Raw genomic sequence first — 16,688 nt, 5'->3', positions numbered from 1 at the left:
ACCTAATTTTCAGCAAAAATTGAGTTAGAATGAGCAGTAATTTTCAAAAGTAGTGAGTATTTTTGTGGTCGAGAAAGCCGAGTTTTCATCTTCTTTATATCATCCTAAGCATTGGCCCATGTGGTTTGGCGTATTTTTGATGCGTTTAACTCAGCTTCTACCGCTTCCTTGGCAGATGACGCTAGGGAAGGGATTCGGTCGCTTAGTAATGAAATTCGCAGCTGGCCGCACCCACACAGCGCGCCGTAACTTGACCCTCTGTTTCCCTGAAATGACGGAAGCACAGCGAGAAGATTTACTCACGCGTAACTTTGAAGAAACGGGCAAAGCCATTTTCGATACCATCAATGCATGGTGGTGGCCCGATGAAAAAGTGCAGCAGCACATGAGTATCAAAGGCGAAGAACACGTACAAAACACGTTAAATGCTGGCCACGGAGTGATCCTCTTTGCCGTGCATTGTTTACCGCTGGAAATGGGCGCACGTATCTTCGGCCAATTCCAACCCGGCGTGGGGGTTTATCGCCCACACAATAACCCAGTGATGGAATACCTGCAGGTCAAAGGCCGTTTACGCTCCAATAAAGGTCTCGTTTCTAAACGCGACTTGCGCCAAATGATACGCTGCCTACGCAATCCCGATGTGATTTGGTACACGGCCGATCAAGACTTTGGCCGATCAAGCGCGGTATTTATCCCATTTTATGCCATGCCAGATGCGGCAACGATTACCGGTGCCACCACGTTAGCTAAACTCGGCAAAGCTAAAGTCCTGCCTTTTTTTGTGGAACGTACTACTGATGATAAAGGCTATCGAATTGAAGTGATGCCACCGCTGGATAATTTCCCCGGCGAAGATGAATTAGCCGATGCGATTCGCGGTAACAAGATTATCGAATCCATCATAGATAAAAACCGCGCCCAATATATGTGGTTACATCGCCGCTTTAAGACCCGTCCCGACCCAACGGACAAATCTTTATATCAATAAGCTCAATTAGCTTTGAATACAAAAATGCCAGCAAATAAGCTGGCATTTTTTATGGTGACTTTCGATAGTAAGGACCATCTAGCACATAGGATTAGAGCGCATTCTCAGTCGGTAAACGAATACCTACGTTAGTGACTTTACCTTCATACAGCCCCGCCACCACCCAATGCAACGACTGCCAGTGGAACTGATCCCCAAGTACAGGATTGGCACCAAGCTGAGATACCACAAGGTCTGCGACTGTCATATCATCAGCGAGATTATCTAAACTCAAACCATAAATAGGCGCGAGATCCGCAAGCTTAACGTCTGTTTCAATAAAGAAATCACCGAAGAATCGTTGTACTTCTTTATTTTCTGGCGCTTGGCTAAAGAGGTTACTCAAGGCTTCTAAACTTTTCTCCTGACCCAGCACACAGAGTATATCGCCCGCCTCGAGACGAGTGCTACCCGATGGATGCAGCAAAGTGTCATCCCTAAATACCGCCGCAATCCGTGTCCCATCTGGCATAGCCAAGCGCTTTAGCGGCTCACCAATACACCACTTACTTTCACTCAAACGATAGACAAACACTTCCCATTCGCTGCTCGGGTAAATTTCAACTCCCGAGCGCGAAACGGGTAACGGCTTTGGGGGCAGTTCCACCTTAGCTAAACGCGCTGCAGTGGTCAAAGATGCACCTTGAACCAGCAACGACACTAATACAACGAAGAAGGCTAAGTTGAAGTACAACTGAGCACCCGGTAAGCCCGCCATCATAGGGAATACTGCTAAGATGATAGGCACTGCACCGCGTAGTCCTACCCAAGAAATAAACCAGCGGTCGCGACTGCTAAAGCTCTTAAAGGGCAATAGACTGATCCATACGGCGACAGGGCGAGCAAATAAAATCATTCCGAATGCCAAAGCAAAACCTGGGATCATGATATCGACTAAATCTGAAGGGGTAAGCAATAACCCTAATACGAGGAACATGCCGATTTGACTGACCCAAGTCATACCATCCAGTACGTTCAAAATCGCATGACGGCCACGGGTTGGCTTATTGCCGAGGAACAGACCCACTAAGTAAATCGACAAAATACCGCTACCACCCAGTTTGTTGGACGCAGCATAAATAATCAGACCACCGCTTAAAACTAAAATAGAGTACAGACCATCAGCTAACTTGCTTAAATTGACGAGCTTCCACAGCATCCAGCCGCCGCCCAAACCTAAACAGATCCCCAGACCAAATTGCTTAATAAAGCTAATAAGCATAAAGCTGAAGGACAACTCACTGTCGACATTGGCAAGAATGGCAATCAAGGTTACGGTTAAGAATACCGCCATGGGATCGTTACTGCCGGACTCAATTTCTAAGGTCGCACCAACCCGCTCATTAAGGCTACGCCCTTTAAGCAGGGAAAATACCGCGGCGGCATCGGTCGAGCCCACAATCGCGCCCACCAGCAAACCTTGCAACCAATGCAAATCGAACAACCATGCTGCCATCATGCCGGTGATACTGGTCGTAATGGCAACGCCAAAGGTCGCCAACGATAATGCAGGCCATAGCGCCACCCTAAAACTGGCAACGCGGGTGCGCATACCGCCATCGAGTAAAATAATCGCTAAGGCTAAGTTACTGACTAAATAGGAAGTTGAATAATCATCAAACTGGATTCCACCAAGGCCATCTTCGCCAGCCAAAATACCCACAGCGAGGAAAATCAATAAAATAGGGATGCCCAAACGGGAAGACATAGGACTAAGTAAAACACTCACTGCTGTAAGCAAGGCGCCAATCAGAAAAAAACTATTGATGGAATCTGCATCCACAAACGCCTCCTTAATACAGGTTGTTTAGTTAAACGATAGACAAATCACCGAGGTTAAAAATGACTCAACTCACAATTTTATGATTTTATATTAGCACAAAAATATCGAATTATTGGAGCGTTAAATATTAAATTTCAATCATCTACATAGAAAATGTCATAAAAACAACTTTCTATTAACCTTTAGATAAAGGCTAACGTAAAACCTAAAGGATAGCAGAACATCACCACACGACTTAATAAGCATTAAAATAAATGAATATCAAATAGTTAAAAATAACAAACTGAACGTAAACTCAAATCATTCAAGCAAAACTCAGCTCACAAACCTGTATAAACTAACGGTATCATAGCCAATTTAGTGCCAGATAAAATAATGTCGTGTAAAGGGTGAATATTTGAACATTATCCTTAAGCTAATTGTTTTAACTCCATTTATTTGCCAATGAGATGATTTAAACTCACTTTATCCGATGAGCAATAGCCTTGTGAGAAAAGGACCACACACTGTTTTCCCAAAACAAATCAATTCAGTTCCAGTAACGCCATACATGCTCGCCATTCCAACAGACACGTTTTAGATTGGTTAACATCAAGCAGGAAGGCATGCACAAGACAATTGAGTACAGCAGGTTTTAACGACAAGACTAAATACTGACAATTGACGCCGCCAAGGAAAACCGTTAAAACAAAAAATTAAGCGATAAATACGCCGTACTGATCATATTTCAGTTGAAATAATGTCCAAAATAAGGAAGGATGCGAGCTTCGCGCGCCAGTGCATTTTGCTCGTCAAATTGCCGCTCTCGTTTTAAGAGAGAAAGCTGCGTTAAACACGCTTTTTTATTAACAGGAATCGTAGTATCCGCTTATGAGTATGCTTCGCACCACAGCTTTATTATTGACTTTGGTTTTCCCTAGTCTGTCCGCTTTAGCAACGGAATATCCTTTACCAGCCGCCCAAAGCAGGCTAATTGGCGAGAACCAGTATTATACGGTTCCAGAGGGTAAACACACTCTCGAAGATATCGCAGCCAAATACCAGCTTGGTCTCAGTAACTTACTCGAAGCTAACCCAGGTGTGGATCCATTTCTGCCAAAACCAGGTAGCCAACTGATCATTCCATTGCAATTGATCCTGCCAAACGCTCCCCGTGAAGGCATAGTGATCAACGTGGCTGAAATGCGTTTGTATTACTATCCAAAAGGCAAAAAGACTGTTGAAGTGTTGCCTATTGGTATTGGCCAAATTGGTAAAGACACACCAGAAAACTGGGTGACCACTGTACAACGCAAGCGTGCGAATCCAACTTGGACACCCACACCGCGCATTCGTAAAGAATATGCTGCTAAAGGTGAAATCCTGCCAGCGGTATGGCCAGCGGGTCCAGATAACCCTATGGGACTGTATGCGCTGTATATCGGCAACTTGTATGCGATTCACGGTACTAACGCAAGTTTCGGTATTGGTTTGCGTGTCAGTCAAGGTTGTGTGCGTTTACGCCATGAAGATATCGAGCATCTATTCAAGACTGTACCAGTGGGAACTCGGGTACAATTTGTGAACCAGCCGATTAAAGCAACCGAAGAGCCAGACGGTAAACGCTACTTAGCCGTGCATCAACCATTGTCTCGCACTGTGGCGGAGTTTGAATCAAATGAGCCCGTTGCGATATCACTGCCAAAAGAGATCGCTAAGTTTATCGCTAAAGCTGACACTGATTCTTCTGTGATCAAGAAGCTACTCGATGAACGTACTGGTGTGCCAATGCGAATTAATCAATAATTCACTGGCGAATACCACCTAAAAAAATACCCGCAATCTGCGGGTATTTTTTTGTCATGTCAGGCTATTCACTAACGTAATAGACTAACATATCAATCACATAAAGGTGCACACAGGGCCAAGAAGTGAGTCATAGCAGCACTGTTTGCTAATACGCGTTGATCGAAGTTTTGCAACGCAGGCGTTTCAGTACAAGCACCGACACGAGCACCACTTCGCACTAAACAAGCTTCAAAAGACGTATCAAAATGATTGAAGATCAAACCATCCTTTACAGGACACCCATCAATCTCACCGTCTACCGCAATCGGGAAATAACCACCTAAAGTATCGCGCAGATCGAGACTAAAACGTCCAGGCACTTGGCTTGGCTCAAAAGAATACACATAAGCTTCACGACTCAAGACATCTTCATGGCAAGTTAAAATACCGTCTCGACTCGCAGCAAGCAGTAACTGTGCGTGCTCTAACAATAGCTTACCTTCAACCGATGTATGTTCATTCGCTTTAGGTTTACCGTTCTCAAATACAAAACCACGATTTGGGTTTTCGCCGTATTTATTAAATCTATGACCACGACTGAATCCAGTAGGATTGACGAGAGGTAATAAACTCAAGTTCACCCGTTCAAATAGGTCTGCTGAAGCTTCACTCAAAAAATGCAACAAACCCCATGGGCCTGCAGATTCTTCGCCATGAAATCCTGTGCTGATCAATAAAGAAGGTAAGCCTGACTTAGCGGCCGGTGACTGATACAAGCTAACATCGTATTTACCCACTTCACCCAATGTTTTCTCAACCATGCCCAAACGGGTCATTTCCTGCTCAAGCAGCAGATAGAAATTATCAATATCAGTGCTTTCACAGTTAAAAATATCGCTTTTCCACTGAAAGGATTCGAACGGAGATCTGCTTACCATATCTTGTACTTATGCCAGAAAAAGAACTGTGCCATCATAGCAGTTCTTTTCAAAAACTGAATGCTATTCAACTGATTTCGATGAAATCCGAGCAGTCGTCGACAGTGGTGCAATCTGTATCGATACCTGCGAATGTATCAATTGCCTGTCGTTAATGGTATCCAGCTTGAGTAAGACATTTAACGAATTAAAAAATAAGCTCGGCAGGACGCACTTATGAACACTCAAATCACCTTTTTTATCGCCATTTCGGCCAGTGTTTTCAGTCATACGCTACAGGCCCAATGCCGCGCCGAGCAAGATGCACAAGCCTTATATGCGCTCGAAGCGAATATAGAGACCTATACGCTACAAAATGGCCTGACTGTGCGATTACTGCCCATGGCAGATAAACATACAGTCACAGTCGCCAGCCAATTTAATTTGGGCGCCCGCAATGAAGCCCAAGGTCAGAGCGGTTACGCCCATCTGTTTGAGCACATGTTGTTTAAAGGGAGTGAAAATGCCCCCGGCGATACCTATGCTCAGCAGTTCAGTGCTTTAGGTGCACGTTTTAATGCCAGCACGCATTTTGACTACACCAACTACTATGTGACGCTGCCAAACCAAGCATTAGAACTGGGCTTATATCTCGAAGCCGATCGCTTTATCCGCCCTAGCCTTAATACCACTACGGTTAAAAATCAGCAGGAAACCGTACTGCAGGAAATGGCACAAACCATAGATAATCAGCCCTATATCCGCAGCGCGATGACGTTTTTACTCGAGCAAGTAAAAGGTACTCCTTACGGTCACGGTATTATTGGCAGTCGCGAAGATATCTTGCAAGCCACGCCAGAAAACCTAACGGTCTTTCACCGTGCTTATTATCGTCCCGATGCGATGCAGCTTTCCCTTGTCGGCAAACTAAGCCCACAAACCCGACAATGGATTGAGCAAAATTTTGCGGCTTGGTCTAGGCCAAGAATTGCTGAACCTGAATTTTCTGAGTTAATAATCCAGCCTAAACAAGTACATGCTGAGTTAGTGGATAAGCGCGGACCTTGGCCCGGATTACTGCTCGCTTGGCATACAGTAGGTAAAGATCACCCCGATGCTGCGGCAATTCGGCTGCTAGAAGGCTATTTATTTCAAAACACCGCCAGTGCACTCGCTAAACTCAGTCTGCATAATCCCGAACAAATGCTCAGCTACTCCCTGCCCTTTGAGTTAGAAAATCACGGCATAGCGAATATCGTCTTGGTTCCACGGGCACGGACCTCACTCGATGCCTTAGTGCAAAAAGTGTTGGGACTTGTGGCACAAACGCAGCAAGATGCTCTGGATGAAGCAAGTCTTTGCACACTTAAACAAGTGTGGTTAAACAATCAATTACAACAACTGGATGACACACAGGCCTTAGCCATCAAGCTTTCCGCAACGTCGCCTCAAGATAAAGACCATCCCTTTACCGCGCAGTGGCAACGGATCAACGCAGTCACGGCCGACGATATCCAAAGCGTCGCAAAACGGTATTTCAACCAAGATTATGTCCGAGTCGACCTACTGCCACCTTGGTATATTCGCTGGGGTAAAACGCTACTGGAATGGCTGCCTAACGATATGAGTGACAGTTTAGAGGATGCGGTATTATGACGACTCAGACAATGTCAAAGCAGCTACAAGGCTTAATGTTCTGCGCTGTGGCTTTATCACTAAACGCCTGCCAGCAGACGCAAATCGTCTTCACGCCGAGCGAACCGCCGAGTTTGGCCCATTTTGAAACGCCAAACTCTTTAGCCCATTCTTTGCCTAGCTCTTTGAACAATCATTTACCCAAAAGCGGCGTCATTATCCCCGTAACGGATGAAATTTTTACCGATAAAGTCCATACCGAATTGGATTTACCCTATCAGTTACATCGCCTTGCCTCAGTTCAAATTAATAACAGTGTGAGCAACAGGGTCAGTTTAGCGGCTGTGAGCCCGCAAGTTCCCTTCAATAATCCTGATATTTTACAGATTGCCTTTCAAGAAAAGGCCCGCGCACTTGCCATTAGCCGCGCAAATCCCTGTCTTGAGACTTTCAATATGCGTGTCAGCTTGCACAGCATTAATTTAAGCCTCACTTGCCCCGACGATGTTAACCATATCTACGGCTTACTACTGCAATTTTGGCAGCCAGATGCCTTTGTTGATGCGACAACAGCCCCCGCCGATGTCGACAATATTCGCCGTCAACTCAAGCTCAATAAACACTTAAACGCCTTTAGTGGCGCCGAGATAGATAAAGTGTGGCGCGATAAACTGCTCGGCCCTGAACATCCCTACAATAGAGTGATCAATAATAATGCATTGTTCGATTCACTCAGCCTAAGGCAACTACAACAAATCCAACAGCAGGCGGTAACACAAGCACAGTGGCATCTTTTTCTACCCAACTCTTTGGCAAATAACGCTAAATTTGACCTTCAAGCTAGCCTTAAACTGTGGCCATTATTGCCTAATTCAGTGCCGAAAGCGGATAAACCAGAGACAGTAAAGCCTCAGCAAATCAAGAGGATTTACCTTATTGATGCGCCGGGCAGCGTGCAAACCCAAGTCCGCCTAGGTTATGCCATAGATCATGTCCTAAGTGATGCATCAACTCAGCAGCAACTGAACCCACAGGAAGTCGCCTTAAGCTGTCGCAGTTTATCCGCACTCATGGGCCGCAGTTTTTCGGGCAGACTCTACTATGATTTACGGGAAAAACGCGGCCTCACCTATGGCATCTACGGCCAGTGCGCCAATGCACCGCTGTCCAGCAGCATCAAATTTTACGGCAGTACAGCCATAGAACATACGGGCGCGTTTGTGGTGGGTATACTCGATCACCTCGCACTGGTTAAGACGCAAGGTGCTAGCCAAGGTGAAATCGATGCACTTAAAACCTATTTGATCGGTGAAGATTTGCTCAGCCAAGACAACAGCATTCAACGTGAAAACCAATATATCCACCAAGTCGCGACAGGATTAACTCAAATTGAAGTTCAGCAGCTAAATGCAGGATTACAGGCTCTAACGCCCGACAGGCTACAACAGTTAGCAAACGCGGCTTTTAGTGGTAATCCATTGATTATTTTGCGGGGCGATGTTGATCGAATTCTTCCTGACTTAAAAACCAAGCTACCAGAGTGGCAGTTTGAAAGGGTCAAGGTTGGCCTAACTGACAACTAAAGCCAAATAATCCTTCTAAAAGATTCAAATGCGCGATCGACAGATTAGAGCTTATTGGTCGCACTGTCGCTGGCAGGCGGTGCACCATTATTACCCTGCGTCATCTGTTCATGGCCTTGTTCCATTTGTTGTAAATCTTCCATCGCCGAATCCTGCTGCATGGCCTGCGGATCAGGATCCGCTGCCGGTAATACCGCCATATTGTCGGCATTCGCGCTATTTGGCGTAGCAGGTTGATCAGGAGCCATACCATTTACGGCCTTAAGCCCCTCGATTGCCGGAGACACCTCAGTTTTCAACGTGCTGTCACTAAGATTCGGTAACCACTCACGCAATTGCTCGGGTCCAAAACTAAAACCTAACGCTATGACGACAGTTGCCACTGCAACATACAGCCAAGGGCGAATCGCCAGGTGATCACCTCTTAGTAAAGTGCTTTCACTGGCATATAAATGCGCATCCGAGCGTTGAGCTATTGGCGCGAGTGCTTGTAGCATGTCCGGCAAGGCATCGAGTTCAGGACCTTTAATACGCTGACCAATAAACTGCCCACCTTCGTAAATCTCCATCTGATGACTGGCGACTTCACCGTCAACCACACCAGAACTGGTAATAATCAACTTATTACAACAGACTCTTCCGCGAAATACGCCACAAACCCGCAGCTCATCACAACTGACTTCACCAGAGATTTCGCCGCCAAGTTCGATCTTAATTTGTCCTGCTGATCTAATCTTGCCCTGCAATTTACCCGCAATGAATGCCGCGCTCTCTAACTGAATGTCGCCCTCAATCAAGGTTTGTGCACTGATAACCGTAATGCCATTGCCCTTACTCGCCATAGGATTCATTCCATATCATTATTTTTGTGACAAAGATGTTATGGTAAAAGTCCTCGAGAATAAAGCACTGGTTTCGCTTAGTATTTAACCTAAGCCCCAGAGCGGGACTTAAGTCACGCCAGCGACTATGTTACCCTGAGCATCTTGCCATATGGCTCCCGAGTACCTGAATATGAGTAACAGGATGCCTCAAAAAGGTGAGTGTTGATATCGCACTAAAACAAAGCTAAAGAACACACTAGCAGCAAACACCGAAAACAAACCGCCAACGAGACCCCGACATGGCACATTCAAACTCCGCTAGCTCGCAATCGATAACCCCAATCGTGACACCACTTGAAGCGTATCGCGCCAAGGTGAGCATAGATCTCATTGACGATCCCGCGCAGCAACAGGCGATGTTGGCGCTCGATGTGCTATTTAAGCAGTTGATGCTACAGCCACATTCAGCACAGTTTTCCCTTATCAACAAACAAGCAATCAAAGGTCTGTATCTGTGGGGCGATGTGGGTCGGGGCAAAACGTTTCTGATGGATTTGTTTTTCGATTGCTTGCCGAGTGAAGGCAAGTTAAGACTGCATTTTCACCGATTTATGGCGCGGATTCACCAAGCATTACGCGAGCATTCGGGCAAACGAGATCCGTTAACACTCATAGCTAAAAATCTCGCAAAAGAGTGCAAGGTGCTGTGTTTCGATGAGTTTTTTGTCTCGGACATTGGCGATGCCATGATACTCGCTGGGCTCTTTGAATGCCTATTCAAACAAGGGGTGGTGCTGGTCGCCACCTCAAATATTCCTATTGAGCGCTTATATGAGAACGGCCTAGCTAGACACAGATTTTTACCTTGCATCCAACTGCTGCAAACACACACTCAAATGCTGCATCTCAATGGCAACCAAGACCATAGGATGCACGCTAGCAATCCTTCATTAAACAACGAGATTGGCATTGATAGCGCTGAAGTTAACGCCTCGATTTCCCGCAATATCGGCATTACCGGAACACTCGATTTTGAGCAGATTTTTGACAAGCTAGTGAATAGGTTAACGCCAAATAGACCCAATATGAGCGCTATTGGCATTAGTGATAGCAGAATGAGTAATGCTAGCCTCACCATCTGCAACCGTGAAATCCCTGTGATCCGCGCCGCTATAGCGCCAACAGGCAACTCAGTCGCTTGGTTCGACTTTTATGCCCTATGTGACGGCCCGAGATCCCAGCTCGATTATATCGAAATAGCCAGTCGATTTAAGATCTTAATGGTGAGCAGCGTTCCCAAATTAGGCGGCGAAGTAAAAAGCTGGATCCGTGCCCGCGGCACAGAAGACGGTACAGGTGATAACCAAGCCGCAGCCACGGGCGAGCGCAAACTCTCCTATGCGGCCAACGACGACCCAGCACGGCGCTTTATTAGCTTGATTGATGAGTTATACGATCAAAATGTCAGCTTATATCTCAGCTGCGACGTGCCACTGAGTGAACTCTATCAAGTTGGCGCACTCAGTTTTGAATTCCGCCGCACCTACAGTCGATTAATAGCAATGAGTCGAAGTGAATGACCGTAAAACATTAGCGATTTATCGCTCTGTTGAGTTAGACCAAAAGCCTAATATTGATAAGCAAGAAGTTAGCCATCACGATAAAAATTCGAGGAACAATTAGTGACAAGATAATTCATGCATTCAGAATATAACAAGTCAAATACGCTATTTGCAGATACAAGCCTAGAAAGATGAATAAGTACCTAAATTGAAAATCAGCAATCATAAACAAACTAGTACAGTAAAAACTATTATAATAATTTAAAATCAAATACATAAAATAGAAAACCCATCCTCCATCATCGATTCAATCCACACAACCAAATGACTCATTACGTTCAATTTGCTTCTAGCTGTTGCTAACCTTGAGTTTTAAGGTACGGTGTAACTTAGTTTCAATTGTTCTAATTTACAGCCTATAGGTTTAAATCGTTCAAATTTACAACCTGCAACATAAAAGCTCAAAAATATAATCTATAGTTTATGCAATCAACTAAAGACTCATGATTCTGACTAAGCACCATGACACTTAGTTCGAAATATTCGCTAGACAATATTAAGAACAGCCTTAAACGGAACTCTTTTAAATACAGGGACGATTAACTTATGTGGTTACGACAATTTAAGATTGGCTCACGATTAATTGCTGCGTTTGGATTACTTGCTCTTGTGTTGCTACTTCAAGGAATCATGTCATTACAGACAATGTCATCCATGCGCTCCACTGCTGTAGAAATTGAAGATAATACCCTACCTTCGCTAGTCAGTCTGTCGAGCATCAACCTCAATGTGATGCGCGCTAGGGTGTTTACATTTCGCCTGTTATTAGCAAATTCGACTGCTGAACTTAACAAAGGACTCGATACATTAAGGCAAATCCGCCAGAGTATTAAAACGGATCAAAAAAACTATGAGCCTTTAATTAGCCTGCCAGGTGAGCAGGAGCTCTATCAAGAATTTAGTGGCAGCCTTGATCTGTATTTAAAGCATCAAGATGAGATGATCAGCAAGCTACAGGCGAATGATGCAGCCGAAGCTAAACGGATCATGGATGATGTCATGATAGTGCAAGCCGAAAAAATGACAAAGACGCTCATTAGCATTGGCAGCTTGAATACTGAATATGCAAAGGAACAAGGTCAAATAACTGCACAAGCCTACGACGAGAGTAAATGGCTAAACAGCATTATGATAGTGGGCTCCTTAATCGCTGCATTTATGGTGGCAATATTTTTAACTCGCAGTATCGTGCAGCCAATGAAGGAAGCTGTAGGCATTTCAGTAGCAGTCGCAAGGGGGGATTTAACGCAGAAAATCAGCACAGTGGGTAAAGATGAAACCAGTCAACTGATGCAATCATTAGCTGAAATGCAGCAAAACCTGCGCGACACTTTATCCCATATAGCAAACTCCTCTAGCCAGCTCGCCTCCGCCGCCGAAGAACTCAATTCAGTCACTGAAGATGCTTCCCGCGGCATACAACAACAAAATGATGAAATACAGCAAGCGGCAACTGCGATTACCGAAATGAGTTCGGCAGTGGATGAAGTAGCCAATACGGCGGTGCTCGCTTCAGAAGCCTCTGAAGAAACCGCCCGCAGTACCGAATTAGGTAAAAAACAGGTAGATCAGACAGTCGCAGCCATTATCGACATGAATCAGGATGTGACGCAAAGTTCACAGGTTGTTCAAACCTTAGCGATTCAAGCGAGGGATATAGGTAAAGTTCTCGATGTGATCCGCGCCATTGCTGAGCAAACGAATTTACTGGCCCTAAACGCAGCCATTGAAGCGGCGCGAGCGGGCGATACAGGCCGTGGTTTTGCGGTTGTTGCTGATGAAGTTCGCGCCCTAGCCCATCGCACTCAGTCCTCGACCAGTGAAATTGAAGACATGATTAACAAAATCCAGCACGGTACCGAAACGGCTGTGCAATCAATGCAGCATAGCGGCCAAAAGGCTGAACAGGCACTCTCAGTCGCAAGATTGGCAGGGGATGCATTAAACACGATTAATCGCCAAATCAGTACGATGAATAACAGCAACATGGTCATCGCAAGCGCCGCCGAAGAGCAAGCGAAAGTCGCACGTGAGGTCGATAAAAACATTGTGAATATTAGTGATCTTGCCAGCCAAAGTGCTGCGGGGGCACAGCAAACCAGTGCCTCGGCACATGAACTCTCAAGACTCGCCGTTGAACTGAACAATCTACTGACGCGATTTAAAGTCTAGAGTATCGCTTTATAATGGAATCTGAGGGTAATGGCGCAAGATGTGTTCAACCGTTACCCTCAATGCATAACGCTATGATCTAGTTTAATAAAGCTTCCATAATACAAGCAAGACTCAAGAGTGCTAGGACCGAGTTTGCGGTGCATGATTAAAGTGCATAGCCAATTCACTGATATCAGTGGCAACCCATTCTGGCTCGATACACTCGACCAAATGCGCCGCCATAAAGTCCACCAGTTGCATGGCGGCATAGGGCAAACGGCGATCTTTACGGCCAACTAGATACCAGTTACTTTCGAGCGGAAACCCCGTAACAGTTAGAATTGCAGGTTTTTCGCGCCCTTCTTGCAAGGTATGCGCCGAAATCACCGACAAACCTAAGCCCGACGCGACGCTCAAGCGTATCGCCTCATTACTCTCGATTTGCATAGTATCACCGAGCGTGATGCCTTGTCCGCTGCACCAAGACTCGAACATTAAGCGGGTGGCTGACCCCGGTTCGCGCACGATAAAACGCTCATTCTTAAGCTCGTTAAAATTCACTTGTTCACGACCCACTGCCCAATGCTCCTTTGGTGCAATCAGTTGCAGCGGATTTTTAATGATGCGTGCAGATAACACGTTATCGCCACTTGGAGGATGACTGAACAGGTATAAATCATCTTCTTGACGTTCAAATCTGCCTAATACATGGGCACGGTTACCAATGTTTAAGGTCACTTTAACCTGTGGAAACTGCCGATAAAATGCCCCTAAAATCCGTGGTAACACGTATTTTGCGGTAGTGACAATACCGATATTAATGTGACCGACACTGCCACCTTTAGCCTGCTGCATAAAAGCATCGAAATCCTCAAAACGACTCAAGGTATCGCAGGCTGCGCGGTACAACTCATTACCAATCAAGGTCGGTAACATGCGGCCATCACGACTCTCGAGTAATGGCTCGCCCAACACATCGGCCAGTTTTTTAAGCTGTAATGACACTGTGGGTTGAGTTAAATGCAATGCCCTCGCCGCTGCGGAAATATTACCTAACCGCACCACTTGCACATACACCTGCAGTAACCGAAAACTCAAATGCCGCAATTTAAGCTGAGTCGATGACGAACGCTTATCCATAGATAATTATCTATACCTAGGTGGTAAACAATTTATTTTTCAATATAACTAATTAGGTCCAAAATCACCAGCCATCAGGATCACTCGACAAGCAAGCGCGTTTTGAACCGCTTAAAAGTCAAACTTAATGAGATACTTATGCCAGATATTGTCATTGCCTTTTTCGCCTTAGGCCTGTTAGCTGGCCTAGTGAAGTCAGATCTTAAAGTCCCACCCGCGATCTACGAAACCCTATCCATACTGTTAATGCTTACCTTAGGTTTAAAGGGCGGAATGGCGCTCCACGGTCACACTCAAAACTTAGTGTTCACTGAGCTGTTAACGGTTGTTGCCTTAGGTTTGATTATCCCCTTGGCCTTATACCCTGTACTAACCCGGCTGGTTCGCATTGGCCATACCGATGCCATTAGTATTGCCGCCCATTACGGCTCCGTCAGTGCGGGAACCTTTGCGGTGGTGATGGCTATGGTTGAAAAATCTGGGCTGATCTTAAGGCCAGAAACGACCCTGTATCTCGTTCTGCTGGAACTACCTGCTATTGTCGTAATGCTCTGGTTACACAGATACTTAAGTGCCAAAAAAGCAATTGAAACATCACCCAAAAATGAAACTCAATCAAGCGTGTTGCACGAAGCCTTAACCAGTCGTGGCGTTGTATTACTCCTTGGCGGTGTGGTGATAGGTTGGCTTTACGGCCCAACGGGACTTGCGCCGCTTACACCTGTGCTACTAGGCGGATTCAAAACCTTACTGGCATTATTTTTACTGGAAATGGGCTTAGTAACGGCCAAAGTGTGTTTGCCGCTACCACTTAAACAATGGCGGTTATTAATGTTTGCCGCCGTAGCGCCCTTTGTATTGGCTTGGTGTGGTATTGGTGTAGGTGTTTGGCTGGACTTACCTTCAGGCAGCATTTTAGTGTTAGCGGCATTAAGTGCCAGCGCATCTTATATCGCAGCGCCAGCGGCCATTCGTGCCGCAATCCCCGAAGCCAATATAGGGCTGGCTATGCTGGCCTCACTCGGCATTACGTTTCCGGTTAACGTGTTAATTGGCTTACCCTTATATCAACATTGGGTAACGCTCATTACAGCTTAGTACTTCTTCGCCGAATAAAGTCCAATGAAAAGGGAGGCATTATTGTCTCCCTTTTCATTGGCATAAGCGTAAACAATTTAAGATGCATCACTGTGATGTGTGGCTTTATCCTGATACATGGCTTTATCGGCGGAATCTAACAGATCCTCTAAGCTCATATCCGAATCCGGTGTCCAATGGGCGATACCTATGCTGGTCGCCAATCTATGTTGCTTAGGATGCTGTTGATTATATTGATCAAGTAACTGCTTAAAACGCTCGATGACCCGATTGACTGTATCTCTATGCACAAAACTTAATAACACCACAAACTCATCACCGCCAAGCCTTGCGATCACATCCGACTCCCTAAAAGCAGTCATTAAGATATGGGCAAAATCGTATAACACTTGGTCGCCCTTGCGATGACCAAAGCTGTCATTCACTTCCTTAAAAAAGTCGAGATCGAAGAAGAGTAAGGCCGCCTCAGATTCGGTACGTCGACAACTCGCCAGTGACTGATGGGCCAGTAATTCAAAACCACGTCGATTCGAAATAGCCGTCAAGGGATCTAAGGTATTTTGCGCGATAGAGAGTAATTCAGCCTCTACCATTTGTCCTAAATCCGTTAAGGTTTCAATGTCTTCAGCCGTAAAATCCCGCGGTTCAGTACCGATTAAACACAAAGTACCCACCCGATATTGCTCGTGAATGGTGAGGGGATAGCCGGCGTAAAAGCGAATATGCGGCTGCTCAGTCACCAGAGGATTGTCACTAAAGCGGGGATCTTTGAGGGCGTCGTTCACGATGAAAATGCCGTCATGATTGATCGCATGTCCACAAAATGAAATTTCCCGAGGTGTTTCAGTCACCTCCAATCCTTGACGGGATTTAAACCATTGCCGATCGGCATCTACTAAGGTCACAACACAGATGGGCAAGGAGAAAATTCTGCGCGTAAGCCGAGTAATACGATCGAAACGTTCCTCGGCATCGGTGTCGAGCACATTAAGTGCCCGTAACGTAGCCAAGCGTTGCAGCTCGTTTTCAGGAATTGTAGGTAATTGCATGGCACTCTCAGCTAACTGCTCTCATTAAACTCTAGCCTAAATGGTGTATTCTTGCGGTGTTAAGGCTGAAATTCGTATCAGCCTTA

The 16,688-nt window shown here is 45.6% G+C and carries 12 protein-coding genes; 7 read left to right on the top strand and 5 right to left on the bottom strand.

All coding sequences use genetic code 11. The features are described 5' to 3' along the window. The first annotated feature begins 64 nt into the window (after nt 1–64). Nucleotides 65–991 carry an LpxL/LpxP family Kdo(2)-lipid IV(A) lauroyl/palmitoleoyl acyltransferase gene (locus tag KO531_RS18900; RefSeq protein ID WP_105251570.1) on the top strand — a complete coding sequence of 309 codons (927 nt, stop codon included), beginning with the start codon at nt 65–67 and terminating at the stop codon, nt 989–991. A gap of 91 nt (nt 992–1,082) precedes the next feature. Here KO531_RS18900 and KO531_RS18895 read toward each other — a convergent pair whose 3' ends face one another. Beyond that, entirely contained in the window at nt 1,083–2,813 is a 1,731-nt protein-coding gene (locus tag KO531_RS18895) for a potassium/proton antiporter (protein WP_105251569.1), read from the bottom strand. A gap of 870 nt (nt 2,814–3,683) precedes the next feature. Between KO531_RS18895 and KO531_RS18890 the strand changes: the two genes are divergently transcribed. Beyond that, nucleotides 3,684–4,598 (top strand): L,D-transpeptidase family protein, encoded by a 915-nt coding sequence (locus KO531_RS18890; RefSeq protein WP_105251568.1) that lies wholly within the window; start codon nt 3,684–3,686, stop codon nt 4,596–4,598. A 92-nt stretch (nt 4,599–4,690) separates the two neighbouring features. On the opposite strand, the gene KO531_RS18885 is transcribed toward KO531_RS18890, so the two are convergent. Beyond that, the gene (locus KO531_RS18885; protein WP_105251567.1) at nt 4,691–5,518 is read right to left on the bottom strand and encodes a M14 family metallocarboxypeptidase; all 828 of its coding nucleotides are present in this window, start codon (nt 5,516–5,518) and stop codon (nt 4,691–4,693) included. A gap of 216 nt (nt 5,519–5,734) precedes the next feature. On the opposite strand from KO531_RS18885, the gene KO531_RS18880 reads away from it, so the two are divergent. Both KO531_RS18880 and KO531_RS18875 read left to right on the top strand, forming a co-directional pair. After that, nucleotides 5,735–7,153 (top strand): pitrilysin family protein, encoded by a 1,419-nt coding sequence (locus KO531_RS18880; RefSeq protein WP_219251967.1) that lies wholly within the window; start codon nt 5,735–5,737, stop codon nt 7,151–7,153. Continuing rightward, nucleotides 7,150–8,715 carry an insulinase family protein gene (locus KO531_RS18875; RefSeq protein WP_251069016.1) on the top strand — a complete coding sequence of 522 codons (1,566 nt, stop codon included), beginning with the start codon at nt 7,150–7,152 and terminating at the stop codon, nt 8,713–8,715. Before KO531_RS18880 ends, KO531_RS18875 begins: the two co-directional genes overlap by 4 nt. A 44-nt stretch (nt 8,716–8,759) precedes the next feature. On the opposite strand, the gene KO531_RS18870 is transcribed toward KO531_RS18875, so the two are convergent. Next, complete coding sequence (locus tag KO531_RS18870) at nt 8,760–9,557, bottom strand: polymer-forming cytoskeletal protein (RefSeq protein WP_219252005.1); 798 nt, start codon at nt 9,555–9,557, stop codon at nt 8,760–8,762. 281 nt (nt 9,558–9,838) lie between these two features. Here KO531_RS18870 and zapE point away from each other — a divergent pair, with 281 nt between their 5' ends. Both zapE and KO531_RS18860 read left to right on the top strand, forming a co-directional pair. Further along, nucleotides 9,839–11,119, top strand: a complete 1,281-nt coding sequence (zapE, locus tag KO531_RS18865; RefSeq protein ID WP_219251966.1) for a cell division protein ZapE — start codon at nt 9,839–9,841, stop codon at nt 11,117–11,119. A 588-nt stretch (nt 11,120–11,707) separates the two neighbouring features. Beyond that, nucleotides 11,708–13,333, top strand: coding sequence for a methyl-accepting chemotaxis protein (locus KO531_RS18860; protein WP_219251965.1), 1,626 nt, complete (start codon nt 11,708–11,710; stop codon nt 13,331–13,333). Between the two features lie 123 nt (nt 13,334–13,456). Here KO531_RS18860 and KO531_RS18855 read toward each other — a convergent pair whose 3' ends face one another. Next, nucleotides 13,457–14,455: a LysR family transcriptional regulator gene (locus KO531_RS18855; protein WP_173242949.1), complete on the bottom strand. Its 999-nt coding sequence runs from the start codon at nt 14,453–14,455 to the stop codon at nt 13,457–13,459. Nucleotides 14,456–14,593: 138 nt separating this feature from the next. On the opposite strand from KO531_RS18855, the gene KO531_RS18850 reads away from it, so the two are divergent. Then, nucleotides 14,594–15,553 carry a sodium-dependent bicarbonate transport family permease gene (locus KO531_RS18850; RefSeq protein WP_219251964.1) on the top strand — a complete coding sequence of 320 codons (960 nt, stop codon included), beginning with the start codon at nt 14,594–14,596 and terminating at the stop codon, nt 15,551–15,553. Nucleotides 15,554–15,630: 77 nt separating this feature from the next. Here the strand turns inward: KO531_RS18850 and KO531_RS18845 are convergent, their stop codons facing one another. Further along, the gene (locus tag KO531_RS18845) at nt 15,631–16,602 is read right to left on the bottom strand and encodes a sensor domain-containing diguanylate cyclase (protein ID WP_219251963.1); all 972 of its coding nucleotides are present in this window, start codon (nt 16,600–16,602) and stop codon (nt 15,631–15,633) included. Nucleotides 16,603–16,688 lie beyond the last annotated feature (86 nt).

The organism is Shewanella sp. NKUCC06_TVS (genome assembly GCF_019345515.1).
Lineage (GTDB): Bacteria > Pseudomonadota > Gammaproteobacteria > Enterobacterales > Shewanellaceae > Shewanella > Shewanella oncorhynchi.
This window is presented reverse-complemented; position numbering and strand designations above follow the sequence as displayed.